Annotated in this window: 12 protein-coding genes, 1 tRNA gene and 1 pseudogene; 3 read left to right on the top strand and 11 right to left on the bottom strand. The window is 69.8% G+C overall.

The window, feature by feature from the left end:
• Positions 1–85: 85 nt before the first annotated feature.
• From OG574_RS12030 to OG574_RS12020, 3 genes are all read right to left on the bottom strand, one after another.
• Positions 86–334: a hypothetical protein gene (locus OG574_RS12030; protein WP_326773198.1), complete on the bottom strand. Its 249-nt coding sequence runs from the start codon at positions 332–334 to the stop codon at positions 86–88.
• Positions 335–772: 438 nt separating this feature from the next.
• Positions 773–1,618, bottom strand: coding sequence for a sugar phosphate isomerase/epimerase family protein (locus tag OG574_RS12025; RefSeq protein WP_326773197.1), 846 nt, complete (start codon positions 1,616–1,618; stop codon positions 773–775).
• 15 nt (positions 1,619–1,633) lie between these two features.
• Complete coding sequence (locus OG574_RS12020) at positions 1,634–5,107, bottom strand: ThuA domain-containing protein (protein ID WP_326773196.1); 3,474 nt, start codon at positions 5,105–5,107, stop codon at positions 1,634–1,636.
• Positions 5,108–5,726: 619 nt separating this feature from the next.
• Here OG574_RS12020 and OG574_RS12015 point away from each other — a divergent pair.
• Together OG574_RS12015 and OG574_RS12010 are read left to right on the top strand one after the other, a co-directional pair.
• The gene (locus OG574_RS12015) at positions 5,727–6,089 is read left to right on the top strand and encodes an MmcQ/YjbR family DNA-binding protein (protein ID WP_100591733.1); all 363 of its coding nucleotides are present in this window, start codon (positions 5,727–5,729) and stop codon (positions 6,087–6,089) included.
• Between the two features lie 110 nt (positions 6,090–6,199).
• The gene (locus tag OG574_RS12010; RefSeq protein ID WP_398378010.1) at positions 6,200–7,618 is read left to right on the top strand and encodes an MFS transporter; all 1,419 of its coding nucleotides are present in this window, start codon (positions 6,200–6,202) and stop codon (positions 7,616–7,618) included.
• Here the strand turns inward: OG574_RS12010 and OG574_RS12005 are convergent.
• Both OG574_RS12005 and OG574_RS12000 read right to left on the bottom strand, forming a co-directional pair.
• Positions 7,584–8,498 (bottom strand): transketolase, encoded by a 915-nt coding sequence (locus OG574_RS12005; protein ID WP_326773195.1) that lies wholly within the window; start codon positions 8,496–8,498, stop codon positions 7,584–7,586. The genes OG574_RS12010 and OG574_RS12005 overlap by 35 nt on opposite strands.
• Before the next feature lie 59 nt (positions 8,499–8,557).
• Positions 8,558–9,271, bottom strand: a complete 714-nt coding sequence (locus tag OG574_RS12000; protein ID WP_326773194.1) for a transketolase — start codon at positions 9,269–9,271, stop codon at positions 8,558–8,560.
• 150 nt (positions 9,272–9,421) lie between these two features.
• Between OG574_RS12000 and OG574_RS11995 the strand changes: the two genes are divergently transcribed.
• A tRNA-Pro gene (locus tag OG574_RS11995) sits at positions 9,422–9,495 on the top strand.
• A 577-nt stretch (positions 9,496–10,072) separates the two neighbouring features.
• On the opposite strand, the gene tgmC is transcribed toward OG574_RS11995, so the two are convergent.
• The 6 genes and pseudogenes from tgmC to OG574_RS11965 all read right to left on the bottom strand — a co-directional run bounded on the left by tgmC (position 10,073) and on the right by OG574_RS11965 (position 13,961).
• Entirely contained in the window at positions 10,073–11,263 is a 1,191-nt protein-coding gene (gene tgmC, locus OG574_RS11990) for an ATP-grasp peptide maturase system methyltransferase (RefSeq protein WP_326773193.1), read from the bottom strand.
• Positions 11,250–12,217, bottom strand: a pseudogene (gene tgmB, locus OG574_RS11985) (ATP-grasp ribosomal peptide maturase). Before tgmB ends, tgmC begins: the two are co-directional and overlap by 14 nt.
• On the bottom strand, positions 12,214–12,507 hold the full coding sequence (tgmA, locus tag OG574_RS11980; protein WP_326773192.1) for a putative ATP-grasp-modified RiPP: 294 nt from the start codon (positions 12,505–12,507) through the stop codon (positions 12,214–12,216). Before tgmA ends, tgmB begins: the two are co-directional and overlap by 4 nt.
• A gap of 92 nt (positions 12,508–12,599) precedes the next feature.
• Positions 12,600–12,851, bottom strand: coding sequence for a hypothetical protein (locus OG574_RS11975; protein ID WP_326773191.1), 252 nt, complete (start codon positions 12,849–12,851; stop codon positions 12,600–12,602).
• Between the two features lie 106 nt (positions 12,852–12,957).
• Complete coding sequence (locus tag OG574_RS11970) at positions 12,958–13,458, bottom strand: hypothetical protein (RefSeq protein ID WP_326773190.1); 501 nt, start codon at positions 13,456–13,458, stop codon at positions 12,958–12,960.
• Between the two features lie 8 nt (positions 13,459–13,466).
• Complete coding sequence (locus OG574_RS11965; RefSeq protein ID WP_326773189.1) at positions 13,467–13,961, bottom strand: hypothetical protein; 495 nt, start codon at positions 13,959–13,961, stop codon at positions 13,467–13,469.
• Positions 13,962–14,032 lie beyond the last annotated feature (71 nt).

The raw sequence follows: 14,032 nt of genomic DNA, 5'->3' as shown, positions 1-14,032 counted from the left end.
TCTGTGGAGATCACGGACGACTCGACGCAGGGGTAGCGAGGCCTCACGCAGCGGCCCCGCCTGGTGGTTCCGTGCGGGGCCGTGGTCATGCGGTGGATTCGTCGCCGAGTGCCGCGGTCAGTCGATCGCGCAGCATGCGTGCGGCGGCCGGTGAGAGCAGCGCATCCACCTCGGGGCAGCCGAAGAACAGGGCGAGCCGGATGTGGTCATGGAGGCCGTTCGTGGCCACGTCGACGTTGATCGTGGCTTCACCCTCGGCGTGATAGTTCGCTGCGTCGTCCGCCCCGTTGAGGGCGAGGATGTCCGGCCCCGGCACGCTCGACCAGATGCTCATGCGTTTGACTTCCTCTTCGGCCGGCCACCCTCGCGTGCGCGGCGCTCAGCGAGTTTCTGCTCCGCCGATTCGAGCTCGGTGAGTTCCTGCATATTGCCGCGGGCGGCGGATGAACTCGCGTACATGATCGACGAGGTCTGCACTGCGATCAACCCGTTTGCGTGCGGCGGCAGTTGCGTTGGCGTCCCACATGTGGCGCGGGATGCGGAACTTGGTGGTGAAGGTGTGGTCTGACGAGTCCAGCCGCACCAGAATGGGACTCGCTTTTCGGCGTGAAGCCGCGGCCATTCACATGCTGGTGACGCCACCCACTCCCACGCGGCTACGCCCACTCATCAACCTGCACAACCAGCAGCCGGCATCCCCGTGCCCCGTGACGCTGTTCCGCAAGCGTCACGGGGCACGGGGTCCCTTTTCTGGTTTCCTGCACCGGCCTTCTCAGTACCGCAGCGCCGCCAGATACTCGTAGCTGTTGCGGGCTGTCGCGAACGGGTCCTTCGGGGTGTCGTGCTCCACGAGCCACTGTTTGACGCCGCCGGCGTGCGCCTTGTCGAACATGGCGGGGAAGTCGAGCGTCCCCGACCCCACGTCGGCGAACCCGCCGTCGGGCGCCATGTCCTTCACGTGCAGGGCGGGGAAGCGGCGCCGGTGCCGCACGAAGTACTCTGCGGGATCCGCGCCGCCCTTCGACGCCCAGTACACGTCCAGCTCGAAGGCGACCAGATGGGGATCGGTCTCGCGGACGAGGATGTCGTACAGGTTCTCCCCGTCCATTACGTCGTGGTCGCCGTCGTGGTTGTGGAACAGGACCGGGCCGAGACCCGCCTCGCGTGACGCGGCCCCGATCCGGTTGAACTCCCTTGCCGCTTCCCGGTATCCGGCCGTGCTGTGCATCGAACCGGGCAGGCTGGGCACCACCGGCCACTTGGCGCCCAGGGTGTGCAGATCGTCCAGCGCCTGCGGCAGGCCGCTGCCGGTCAGCGTCGTGTACGCGACATGCTCCAGGACCGCGCGCAGGCCGACAGTGTCGAGCATCCGCCGGATGTCCGCCGCCCCGTAGCCGTGCCGCCCGCTCACACCGACCGTCGCGTACCCGATCTCCGCGAGCTGCTCCACGGTGCCGGCGAAGTCCGTCGCGAGGACGTCACGCATCGTGTAGAGGTGCATGCCGATGCCGCCGCGCGGGATGCGCCGCCGCTGCCCGGCCGACGCGGGCAGCCCTGTACCGACTGCCGCCGCGAGCCCCAAGGACGTACCGAGAAAGGCTCTTCTACTGCTTCTCATGCCACTCCTCACCCCTCACTTCACCGTGATCCGGACCGAGCCGGTGGTCGTGTCGCCCTTGTCGTCGGTGACGGTCAGATGCGCCGTGTACGCACCCGCGCGCGCGTACGCGTGCTGAGCGTCGGCACCCTCCGTACCGCCCGGCTTGACGTCGTCCCCGAAGTCCCAGTGGTACGAGGCCGCGGTACGGCCCTCCGGGAGCTTCACCGTGCCCTTGAGCGCGACGGTGAGCGGTGGGGCTCCGCTCTCCGGTGTCGAGGTCACCTTCACCTTGGCGCCGGCGTGCTTCTCGACCCCGGGCCCGTTGAAGTGCAGCCAGTCGACCGCGAACAGGTCGGGCTTGTCGGCGCTCCACTGCGGGTTGGTGAAGACGGCGTACAGCGGGAACGTGCCGTCGTAGTCGGCGAGTTGGGTGGTGGGGGACACCACGTTGCCCCAGTCTCCCGTGTTCGGGACGGACACCTTGCCGAGCAGCTTGCCGGTGGGGGAGCCCACGCGGAACTCGACGTCGCCGCCGATCCCGCCCGACGCGGCGCCCACGGTCACCGAGTCGACGCCCTTCAGGTGCACGGGGTCGAAGGACACCCAGTCCCCGTCCTCGATCTCGGTGAGCCGCTTGCCGCCCGAGGCGTCCGCGCGGCTCGCGACCACGACACCGTCGTGCGCGCCGCCCGTCTTCGTGTAGTGCTCGGCCTCACGGAACGACGTGCGCAGCGAGAGTGAAGCGGACCCGGTCAGCGCGGGCACGCCGCCTGCCCCGCCCTTGTCCTCGTACTGGGCGCTGATGCCGTAGTAGAGATTCTGGCCGGGACCGTGGCTGTCCCCGGCATCCGTCACGATCTCCCCGGCGCACCCCGTGTAGTTGTCCAGCGGATGCAGATGGGAGTCGTGGCCGAGCTGGGACTGGACGACGACGCGTGAGCAGTCGATGGGACGCCCGTCCTCCCGGTCCGTCACCTTGATCTTGAACGGGATCGTGTCGCCGAAGCTGAACGTCCCACCGTTCGGCGGCTGTTGGATCGTCACCTTGGGCCGCGTGTTCCCCACAGTGATGTCCTGCACGGCCAGTCCGGTGAGCCCCGTCGGCCCGGTCACCGTCAGCCGGGCCGTGAACACGCCGTTCTTCGTGTACGTGTGCTTCGGGTTCGCGTCGGTCGAGTCGGTGGTGCCGTCACCGTCGAAGTCCCAGGCGTACGTGACCGGTTTGTCGTCCGGCAGGCCCGAGCCCTCGCTGGAGAACGTGACGGCGAGCGGTGCCGAGCCGCTGTCCGGCGCGGCGGCTGCCCGCGCGTCCGGCAGGCGGCTGTCGGCGACGTAGTCGATCCGGTAGATGCCGGCGCCCTCGTTGCTGCCGCCGCGGCCCGTGCCGCTGCCGAGCCCGAAGTCGATGACGTACAGCGCCCCGTCGGGACCGAAGTCCGCGTCGAAGGGCTGGTTCCATTTCATGTCGCCGAACACGGAGTTGATGGACTGCAGGTCACCGGCCTTGGCGGGCGCGAACCGCGGATCCGTGAACGTCTGGTCCTTCTCCTGGATCGAGAAGGTCTTGAACCACTGCCTGGTCAGCTCGTAGTTGAACCATTTCCCGTCGAAGTACTCGGGGAACTTGGCCTTGTTGGGGTTCGCGGGATCGTAGGCGTACACGGGACCGCTCATCGGGCCACCGCCGCCGGTGCCGAGCTCCGGGAACTGCTCCGAGGCGGAGTACGCGTACCAGACCGACGCCGCGTGCGCGGGCGGCAGGTCGCGCAGGCCGGTGTTGTTCGGCGAGTCGTTCACGAGGTGGCCGCAGTCGAACTTCGCCCCGGACTTCTTCGACTCGAAGTCGTAGTCGTTGAACGGGGTGTTGTCGCCGATGCAGTACGGCCAGCCGTAGTTCCCCGCCTCGGTGATGCGGTTGAACTCGACGGTTCCCTCAGGCCCGCGGTCGGCCACCGCGTTGCGCGCGTCGGGACCGTAATCACCCACGAGCAGCGCGCCGCTGACCGGATCGGTCGTGATCCGGAACGGGTTGCGCATGCCCATCGCGTAGATCTCCGGGCGCGTCTTGTCGGTGCCGGGCTCGAACAGGTTCCCCTCGGGGACGCCGTACGTCCCGTCGGCCTTCGGGGTGATCCGCAGCACCTTGCCGCGCAGGTCGTTCGTGTTGCCCGCGGTGCCCTGCGCGTCCCAGGCGCGACGGCCCTCGCCCTCATCGATCGGGTTGAACCCGTCCGAGGCGAAGGGGTCGGTGTTGTCGCCCGTCGCGATGTAGAGGTCACCCTTGTTGTCGAAGGCGATGGAGCCCGCCATATGGGAGTTGGCGCGCCCCTCGCCCCGCCAGGTCGGCACAGTGAGCAGCCGTTTCTCCGACGCCGGATCGACCTTGCCGCCCGACTCGGTGAACCGCGAGAGGTTGATCCGTTTCTCGGTCTTGTCGGAGTTCAACAGATAGATCCAGTGGTTGTCTCCGAACTTCGGATCGAGCGCCAGCCCCAGCAGACCGTCCGACTGACTCGTCATCTCGGGCGTGTAGGCGAGGTCGAGCGCCGTGGTGACCTTCAGCGTCTCCTGATCGATGATCTTCAGCTTGCCGGTCCGCTGGATGAAGAACACACGCCGGTCCGGCGCGACGGCCAGCTCGAAGGGGTCGGCGAGATCGGCCGTGGCCAACGGGGTGCGCTGGAAACTGCCGGTCCTGGTCGCCGAGCAGTCACCCGGCTTGTCGCCGGCCGCCCACTGAATGCCGCCGAGGATGTGCTGGAGGAAACCGGCTTCTTCGAACGCCGACTTGGCGTGCCCGCCCGCGGTGAACCAGGAGCGGCCGCCGTCGTAGTTCTGGCACCACGACCACGGGTGATCGACGCCCTCGTCGAGGCCGGTGACCCCGTCGCGCACCTTGACCTGCGCGAGCGTGTGCACCTTCCCGGTGGGGTTGGTGCGCCAGTTGTACCACTCCTCCGTACGCTCCCAGAGCTCCGGAAGCCCCTTCGTGGACGGGTGCGCGTGATCGAGGACCTTGATCCGGCCCGTCTGCACGGCGGGATGCTGGTCGAAGATGGCTCCGACGAGCCCCTCGTACCAGCCCCAGTCCCGCTCGCTGGCCGACGCGGAGTGCAGCCCGACCCAGCCGCCGCCCCCACGGACGTACTTCTGGAGGGCCGCGCGCTGGTCGGCGTCGAGCAGATCGCCCGTCTCCGTCGTCGAGTTGGTGTTGTTGAAGACGATCGCCTTGAAGCGGGCGAGGTTCTCGTCGGTGAACGCGGCGGCGGCGTCGGTCGCCTCGACCTCGAAGCCGTTCTCGCTGCCGAGCTTCTTGATCGCGTCGATGCCCGCGGGAATCGAGTCGTGGGCGAAGTTCGTGACCTTGGAGAAGACGAGCACGCGGTACGAGGCGGCGGCCTCCGCGCGCGGCGGGGCCGCCAGACCGAGGCCGACGACGAGCGCGATCAGCGCGAGGAGGACGGTCCAGGGCGAGCATGGACGGCGTCGCCCGCGGGGGATTCGCATGGCGAGCGCGGGAGGACCGTGTCTCCCGGACGGTACGGGTGTGGCGGAACTCGTAGAACTCATGGCGCTCCCTGGGCTGTTGGCCGGTGGCCGACTCGGGCGTGCGGTGAGTGCTGCGGGAATGCCGGAGCGCCTGGAAGCCGAAGCTTAGAAAGCGCTTTCCCGATGGCATCGCACAGCGTAGGTTCCGGGCGGAGAGGGGGCAATGGGTCGGAACGGGCCAGGGGGTGGGGAGAGGGCGGCGCGATCGCGGGGGATCGGGTGGCGGTCGCCGTCGAAGCGGTGGAACGGTTGGCTGCCGATCGCGGGGGCGGCGGTGGCGCCTGAAGTGGTGGGCCGACTGGCCGTTGTTCGCGGGGCCTGGTGGCGGTGGCGCTTGAACGGGTGGGCGGGCCGGTCTTCGTTCGCGGGGACGGGGGCCCGGCGCCGGGGGTGCTTGAACCGGTGGGTCGACCGGCAGTCGTTCGCGGGGGCCCGGCGCCGGTGGCGCCTGAACTGGTGGGCCGGCTGGCCGTTGTTCGCGGGGACCCGGCGTCCTCACAATCGAACCGGTGGGCCGGCTGTCCTGCGTATGCGCTCCGACCGGCGGGTTGTCAGTGGGCTTGGTTACGGTTCCTCCATGCAAGACGCCGACGACGTACGTTCCATCGCACTTGGCCTGCCAGAGGTGACGGAGAAGATCGCCTGGAGCATGCCGACGTTCCGGGTCGCGGGGAAGATGTTCGCCACGATGCCCGAGGAGGAGACCTCCATCGCGGTGCGCTGCCCCAAGGTGGAGCGCGACGAACTGGTTCTCGCGGAGCCGAAGAAGTTCTGGATCGCGGACCACGAGGCGGGCTTCGCGTGGGTGCGGGTGAGGCTCGCCGCGCTCGACGACGGTGACGAGCTGCGTGACATCCTCACGGACTCCTGGCGTCAGGCCGCCCCGGGCCGGCTCCTGGACGCCCACCCGGAGTTGGGCCCCCCGGAGCCGACGGACTGATATTCGCGGGGCGATGTCGGTGCTGCGTGGCATGATCCGGCGGGGGTGGGGGACGCGGAGCCGCTGGGGCCGCCGCGCCGCCGGGGAGGGTACGGGCAGGCATGGGCGGAATGTCGAAGGAAGGGCCACGGGGGTCGGGGGAGGAGCGGGAGCGGGCCGGGGATTCGGCCGGGGGGCTGATTCCTGGTCCTGGTGAATCGAGGGGGCCGCGGGATTCGGCTGGGGGGTCGAATCCTGGTCCCGGTGAATCGAGGCGGCCGCGCGGCGGTATCTGGTCGCGGGACTTCGGACTGTTCTTCTCGGCGCGTGCCGTGGCCAAGCTGGGGGACACCATGCTCCCGGTCGCGCTCGCCGCAGGCTTGCTCCAGCACGGGTACGGCGCGGGCGCCGTCGGGCTCGCGATGGCCGCCTCCGTGGCCTGCTTCGCGGGGCTCGTCATCTTCGGCGGTGTCTTCGCGGACCGGTTCAGCACGCGACTGCTGATGATCGGCGCCGACGTCACGCGCCTCGTCACCCAGTCCCTCGCCGCGGTCATGTTCTTCTCCGGGCACGTGGTGCTCTGGGAGATCTGCGTGATCGGCGCGGTGAACGGCGCGGCGTCCGCCCTCTTCCAGCCCGGCGTCGCCAGCACCGTCCCGCGCCTCGCCGCCGACGTACAGGCGGCGAACGGCGCGATACGCGTCGCCGAGTCCGTGGCGCAGCTCGCCGGCCCGGCCGTCGCCGGCCTGCTCGTCGCGTTCGCCTCGCCGGGCGTCGTCTTCGCGGCCCACGCGGGCACGTACGGGCTGAGCGCACTGTGCCTGCTCCTGCTCCGGCTGCCCGCGGCCCAGCCCGGCACCGAGGCGATTCGCGGCAGCGGGTTCCGGGCCGATCTCGTCGAGGGCTGGCGGGAGTTCAGATCGCGCACCTGGCTCTGGGGCGTCATAGCGATCTGGTGCGTGCTGATGATCGCCGCCTGGGGCCCGGCCGTCCCGCTCATCGCCACGCAGGTCGTCCAGGAGCACGGCCCGCGCGTCTATGGCCTGGTCAACTCTGCGCTCGGCCTCGGCACCGTCATCGGCGGCGTCTTCGCCCTGCGGCTGCGCCCCCGCCGGATGCTGCGCGCCGGGGCCGTCGCCCTCTTCGGGTTCAGCCTGTTCCCGGCGACGGTGGGCGCCGGGCTCAGCGTGGAGTGGATGGCGGCGGGCGCGGTCGTCGCGGGCGCGGGGATGTCGTTCTGGGGCGTCATGTGGGCGACCAGCATCCAGACCCAGGTCCCGCGCGACGTCCTCAACCGCATACACGCCTACGACGTCGCGGGCTCCCTCGCGATGACACCGGTCGGCCAGGCCCTCGCGGGACCCGCCGCCGGAGTCTTCGGCACCCGCCACGTACTGCTCGCCGGCGGCGTGACGACCGTCCTCGTGGCGGCGGCCCTGCTCTCCGTACCCGCGATCAGAGGCCTCATACGGGTCGACAGCACCGTGCCCGGCGGGAGCCCGCGCAAGGCCCCCGCTAGCCGCGAGCCCGCCCGCCGAGGAAGCCGCTGATCCGCTCCCGCAGCGACGCGGGGTCGAGGCCGTGCGCGGCCACATGCTCCTCGATCTGTCCGTAGCGGCGCAGCTCACGGCGGCCCACACCGAGCCCCAGCACCCGGTGCGGCAGGTCGGCGAGCGCGTCGTTGGCGGCCGCCGTCGACGTACCCGCCAGATACGGCTCGACGATCACCACATCGGCGACGTCGGCCGCCCCCGCGGCACGCCGCAGCGCCCCGGCGTCGAAGGGACGCACTGTCGTCGCGTAGAGCACGGTCAGGTCGAGGCCCTCCGTCGCGGCGAGGACCGCGTCGAGCATCGGCCCGACCGCGACCACGACGCCGCCCCGGCCTTCGCGGACGGTCAGGAAACGCTCCCCGTCGACGGCGAGTGCCTCCCTGTTCGACTGCACCGAGAGGCGGACGTACACCCGGTCGTCACCGGCGCCGACCGCGTGCCGCAGCAGAGTCTCGGCCTCGTCCGGGTGGCCCGGCACATGCACGGTCCAGCCGTCGAGGGTGTCGAGCAGCGCCACGTCGCCCGGCGCCATGTGGGTGAAGCCGCCGGACGGCCAGTCGAAGGAGGCGGCGGCGCTCACCAGGACCCCGCCCACGTCCTGATGCCCGAGGTCCAGCTTCACCTGCTCGAAGGGGCGCTCCACCAGGAAGCTGGCGAAGGTGTGCATGACGGGCCGCAGCCCGGTCAGCGCGAGCCCCGCGCCCGTTCCGATGAGCAGCTGCTCCCTGATGCCCACGTTGATCACCCGGTCCGGGTGCCGGCGCTCGGCCTCGACGAAGCGGTCCCTGCCGATCTCCGCGAGGACGACGGCGACCCGGGGGTCCTCGTCGAGCAGCCGGGAGACGACAGGGGCGAATCGATCACGCATGGTGTCCATGACGCGGGTGTCCTTCCGGGGAAAAGAAAAGAGAACAGGAGAGAGGGGCGGCGCGCGGCTCAGGCGCTCTTGGGCTCCACGCGGGCGACGACCACGCGCGGCCTTCCCGGGTGCGGCGCGGTGAAGGCCTCGTACAGGGCCTCGTGATCGCGGCCGTCGACGGTCGCGGCGGACCAGCCGGCCGCCTCGAAGCGGGCCGCGATACCGCCGGGCCTGGCGTAGCTGGCCGAGGAATTGTCGACGACGACGGTGTGCAGCCGGTCGAGGGCGGCAGGCCCGGCGAAGGCGACGGCCTCGTGATTGCTGCCCTCATCCAGCTCGGCGTCCCCGATCAGCGTCCAGACCGCCGGTCCCGCAAGGCCCTGCGCGCGGAGTCCGAGCGCGGTCCCGACGGCGATCGGCAGCCCGTGCCCAAGGGACCCGCTCGCAATCTCCACGCCGGGGACGAGCACCCGGTCCGGATGGTGCCCGAGCGGGGAGTCGTACGACCCGAAGCCGGGCAGCCACTCCTCCGGCACGAAGCCCTTCGCCGCGAGCACCGCGTAGTACGCCATGGGGCCATGGCCCTTCGACAGCAGGAACCGGTCACGTTCCGGATCCCGCACGCCCTCGGGCGCCACCCGCAGCACCCGGTCGTAGAGCACCCAGAGGACATCGAGGGTGGAGGTCGCCGCGGGGCCGTGCTTCTCGTCGCCGGTCATGCGTCCCATGAGGGCCGGAAGGTCTTCGTAGGTGTGGGAGCCCGCCGCTGTACGTGCCGCTGTCGTTGTCATGACAGGAGCGTGCAACCTCAAGCCAACTTGAGGTCAAGACTGACCTGCCGCGCGCTGGCCGCGGAAGAAAGGGGTGCGCGACCACCGCTCCGAGTGCGGTATGGTTTCCGTGCGCGTTCGGCCAGGGGAAAGCCCAGGTCAGACGAGCATCGGGACGTGGCGCAGCTTGGTAGCGCACTTGACTGGGGGTCAAGGGGTCGCAGGTTCAAATCCTGTCGTCCCGACAGTTCGAACGTATCGAACGTCGCAGGTGAAGGGCCGTTTTCATAACGGCCCTTTTTCTGTTCCCGGGCCCGCTCCCTGGGAGCGATGGGAGGGAGCACGCTCGCTCCCAGTCCCCTTAACGAATTGCTCCCACTCGGGCCGCTGCGCACATATTCGATTTCCTGCCCGCGCGTTCGCATCCGTGTCCGTTTTGTGACTGCTGGCTCCCCGTCGTTCGGGGGGTCTTATGGGTATGGGCTAGCGCTCTTCGCGCAGGTCACCCTCGCTCCCGGTGGGAGCGAGGGTGGGAGCGGCGTCCCCATAACGGGAACCGACGGTATGGGGCCATGCGAAATCTTGGCCCCATGTCCGATTTCCAGGACCCCATATGCCGGATTCGTGTCCGGGCCCGTTGTGCGCGGCATCGAAAAGTTGAACGCGGTTGGGAGGTGCCACCAAGGTGGGAGGGGCGCGGCGCGGCAGTAAGTGGGCAGGGTTTCGTTGGCTTTCAAGGGACCAATCCCTCGATAGCGGCCGAACGCCGCCCCGACCCGTGGCGCGGGCCAGGGCGGCGAGGACGTTTGACGTGGGCGGGACTCAGACGATCGGCAGGCTCCAACTCGGCCCGGAAGGCGTACCGAGCCACACCCGTTGACTGCCGGCTGTGACGCTCACACCGAACTCGGACGGGTCCGGAGCTCCGGCTGCATGCCAGAGCGCGAGAGACCGCTCGACCTCGTCCCACAGCAGCATCGGGCCGCCCTGACGGACCGTCCACCCGTCGCCGTCCGGGGACAGCACCGCAAACGACTGGGTCGTCGAGTCGAGCACGAACGTGTTCACGGTGCCGTCGTCGGCCGGCATGGTGAAGAACCGGGCGTTCGGCATGGCGAGCTGCGCCACGAACCCGCTGTCGTGCATGCCCAGCAGCTCGGGCCCGTGCGGCGTCGCGCGGGTCTTCCCGTCTTCGAGGCCGGGCAGCATGCCGAGGTTCTCGGGCGCGTCCTGCTGCCGGGCGATCATGAAATGCGGCTCGCTCGCGATCAACAGGCCCGTCGCTGTCTGCTCGTCTTCGACGACGAGCCGCACGAGCCCGAGCGAGCGAATCCAGCCGCGCAGCGTCGCCAGGATGATCCCGGTCGGCTGCGTCTCCCGTACCCATGCCTCGGGGATGTTCCGCACGCCCATGGTCGCGATCGTGCGGTCGGCCGGCTTGTGGAGGCCGGCGCCGTCGAGTCCGTTGCCGACGACGAGCTGTGGCCGGTGGCCGCACCGTTCGAGGGCGGCCGCGGCTCGGGCGGCGACATTGGGGTCGGTCTCGACCGAGGTGACCCGGTCGGCGCCGAGGCGGCGGCACATCAGCGCGGTCGAGTAGCCGGTGCCCGTGCCGTACTCGGTCACGGTCATGCCGTCGTCGACTTCGAGCGCTTCGAGCATGCGCACGACGAGCGAGGGCAGCGTCGATGACGACGTCGGGTTCGCATTGCGGATTGGCTGCGGATCCGACCAGTCGATTTCCCGGCCGTCGAACTGCGTGAGCAGCGTCTCGTCGCCGTACGCCTGCCGCAGCCATGCCTCGTCGCCGACGAGCTCGGGCGTGATCGGTACGTACGTCGTCGCGCCGGGGGTGTCGCTCGTGACGTAGAACCGCGGCACGAACTCGTGCCGGGGGACGTCCTCGATAGCCGCGCGCCACTCGGGCGCGCGCAGCCACCCCTCGCCGACGAGGTGCTCGGCGAGCTCGTGCCGCAGCTCGTACGCCACCTTGGCGAGATCAGGTTCGGTCATGGGTGCCTCGTTCCAAAAGATCGGCAAGCGCCGCGGTCATGGGCAGCCCGGTCGGTGGTTCCATCCATGCCCACTGTCCCGACGGGTTGCACTCGATGAACGTCCACTCGCCGCCGGTGGACAGGGTGAAGTCGAACGCGCCGAAGACGAGCCCGAAGTGCCGCAGGTAAGCGAAGAGTGCGCGCTCAACGTCGGGCGGGGTCTCGACCGGCGTATACGTGTGGGTGCGGTAGTCGGTGCGCCAGTCGAGCAGACCGGAGTGGATCCGCACCGCGAACGCGCGGCTGCCGATCACGGTTACCCGTACGTCGGCGACTTTGTCGACGCGGGCCTGAAACAGGTGCATCGTCCCGGCGACGCTGTCGTCGATCTCGCCGGTGTCGACCTGGTCGACGAGCACGGTCTGCGCCTCGCCATCGACCAGGTACAGCGGCACCGACAGCGGTTTGAAGATCACCGGCCCGTGTTCCTTGACGAACGCCTGTGCGTCGTCGGGCCGGTTGGTGATCAGCGTCGGCGGCAGCGTGAACCGGCACGCGGCCGCGGCGGCGAGCCCGGCTGGCTTGTACTCGGCGTCGCCGATGCGGTGCGGGTGGTTGACATAGAGGCAGTCGGGCAGCGAGATGAGGACGCCGCCGAGTCCGTACCGGGCCTGCGCGGTAGCGAATCGGGCGTCTTGCTCGTCGAGGTGCGGGAACGCGAACCCGGACGGGCGCCTGTAGTACAGCGCCCGTATGCCGTCGAGATCGGCGACGCGGGTTGGGGTCGCGATGCTTCCCTGCCACCGTGCCGTGCCGCCGCCGATGCGGGCGGAGCACGACAGGGTCGCGGGGAAGTGACCGGAGTCGATCGCACGACCGGAACACCCCGGCCGTGCAGCTCGGCAATCACGAAATCGGCGGTCGGGTCGTCGTCGTTCGTGACGACCGCGACCGGGCGGGCATCGTGTGTCACTGGTCGGTGTCGTTCCCGGTGTCCGTGTCGCCGCCGCCCTGGCCGTCGGGAGACGTGCCGGTCGACGGGTTGGTGCCGCTGCTCGTGCCGTGACCGGGGGACATGACGACGACGCCGTCGGCGTTCAGGTAGCGGCCGGTCTGCGTGACCGGGTCGATCTCGACGCGGCTGTGCTGCGGAGTCTCGCCGGTCGGGTACGCGGCCAGTCGACGCAGCCCCCACGGGGCGGGCGTGAGGTGCCCCTGCGGGAGCGGGCTGCCGGTCGGGATTCGGTCTGCGTGGTTGAACATCGCGTGTCGTTCCTCTCGTTGGGTTCGGTCGGATCGTGCGATGGAGCACCGCCCCGCCGACTGCTCGTTCTTTCAGTCCGCGGGGACGGGGTTCAGGGGTGGCCGGTGTCCGGCCGGGCGGGCGGCTCGCCGAGGTCGATGCGACGCTGCTCGTCGCGCACCATGTAGTCGAGCTCCGCAATGCAGACGGCGCAGGCGTACATCGGCCGTTCGCCGTTGGGGGTGCATGCGGGGCCGATCCACGTCACGCGGATGCCTTCGCGGCGGCAGTACAGCCAGCACCGGCCGGTGATCCACTCGTTTCCGTCGCTGGTCTGTGCGGTCGGATACCACGATTGGGTCACTAACTCGGATGCAGCGAGCACCAGCAAAAGCCCTTCAATGAGGGGGCGTTGTATCGGGCCGCCCGGCGGGAGCCACGGGGGAGACTCGACCGCCGGTCGACCCTGCCTAAGGGGTCGCCTGCATGTGTCGTGGCGACTCGGCGACTTCGGCGATCGCGAAGTACAGGCGGCCGGCCTTGCCCGAACACTCGATGTACTCGTCGACGTCGGCGCCGCACGCGCCCGGCGACAGCGGGTCCAGGCCGACGGCGAGCAGCACTTGCCCGAGCTCGACGATCACCTGCGCCCATCGACCGGCGCGCATCGTGAGCATGTGCCCGCTGCCGTCGAGGCGGACGAGGACGACGCCGTTGTGCACTGCGACCCGTGCGCCCACGTTCGGCAGCGTGGCGCGCGGCGGCATGGCGCCCAGCGCTCGCGCGACGCCGAGCATCCGCTGCCCGATCGCGGCCGCAGTGTCGGCGTCCCGGCGCGCGGGCGGATGCGTGATCAGTACCGGGGCGGACCCGGTTCCGTCGCTGGTGTGGTCGATCCACGGGCGGACCGAGAGCGACGCAATCAGGCCAGGTGTCGGCACCCGCGGCGTGGAGGGTGTGGAGACAGGCATGGACGTTCTCATCGGCCGGACCTGTTCGCGCGCGTCATCGTCGCCGTGGCGGACAGGTAAGCGCCGTACAGGTCAGCGGCATCGGTGAGGGTCGGTTCACTACGCGGGGCACTGATCCACGACCTTGCGTTCTGCGTGTGCGGAGGGACGACCGCGGGGTGCGGCACATCGATCGTGTCACCGACGATTAGGACGGTAGAGCCGGGGCAGTCCCAGTCCTCGGCCGACCCGACGGGCACGAGTACCTCGACGCCGAGCTGCGTGTGCAGGACAGGCCCGAGAGCCACGCGCAGCGCGCACAGTTGCCGCACCACCTCCCAGCCTTCGAACGTGGGAATGCGGACGACGTCCCATGCGCGGCCGACGGGCAATTCAGCGAGCCTCCCGTCCTTCCACGCCGCGAGGGTTTCGTCGACGCTCGCGCCGGTGCGCTTGATCCATTCGATTACCGGGTACGCATCGGCGGGGTTCGCCTCGTACAGGGAGTTCGCTGCGTCGTTCATGTAAGGCGTCGACGGCTTCGGAGAGTTCCGCAAAGGTGCATTGCTGTCGGTCACATCAGTTCTCCACTCGG

Origin of the sequence: Streptomyces sp. NBC_01445, assembly GCF_035918235.1 — a bacterium.
Taxonomy (GTDB): domain Bacteria; phylum Actinomycetota; class Actinomycetes; order Streptomycetales; family Streptomycetaceae; genus Streptomyces.
The sequence above is the reverse complement of the archived record's forward strand: the minus strand, read 5'-3'. Positions and strand labels throughout refer to the sequence as shown.

Excerpts from the sequence above, each read along its gene's own strand:
- OG574_RS12030 (WP_326773198.1), bottom strand. The coding sequence starts at position 334 with ATGAGCATCTGGTCGAGCGTGCCGGGGCCGGACATCCTCGCCCTCAAC.
- OG574_RS12025 (WP_326773197.1), bottom strand. The coding sequence starts at position 1,618 with ATGAGAAGCAGTAGAAGAGCCTTTCTCGGTACGTCCTTGGGGCTCGCG.
- OG574_RS12020 (WP_326773196.1), bottom strand. The coding sequence starts at position 5,107 with ATGCGAATCCCCCGCGGGCGACGCCGTCCATGCTCGCCCTGGACCGTC.
- OG574_RS12015 (WP_100591733.1), top strand. The coding sequence starts at position 5,727 with ATGCAAGACGCCGACGACGTACGTTCCATCGCACTTGGCCTGCCAGAG.
- OG574_RS12010 (WP_398378010.1), top strand. The coding sequence starts at position 6,200 with ATGTCGAAGGAAGGGCCACGGGGGTCGGGGGAGGAGCGGGAGCGGGCC.
- OG574_RS12005 (WP_326773195.1), bottom strand. The coding sequence starts at position 8,498 with ATGGACACCATGCGTGATCGATTCGCCCCTGTCGTCTCCCGGCTGCTC.
- OG574_RS12000 (WP_326773194.1), bottom strand. The coding sequence starts at position 9,271 with ATGACAACGACAGCGGCACGTACAGCGGCGGGCTCCCACACCTACGAA.
- tgmC (WP_326773193.1), bottom strand. The coding sequence starts at position 11,263 with ATGACCGAACCTGATCTCGCCAAGGTGGCGTACGAGCTGCGGCACGAG.
- tgmA (WP_326773192.1), bottom strand. The coding sequence starts at position 12,507 with ATGTTCAACCACGCAGACCGAATCCCGACCGGCAGCCCGCTCCCGCAG.
- OG574_RS11970 (WP_326773190.1), bottom strand. The coding sequence starts at position 13,458 with ATGCCTGTCTCCACACCCTCCACGCCGCGGGTGCCGACACCTGGCCTG.
- OG574_RS11965 (WP_326773189.1), bottom strand. The coding sequence starts at position 13,961 with ATGAACGACGCAGCGAACTCCCTGTACGAGGCGAACCCCGCCGATGCG.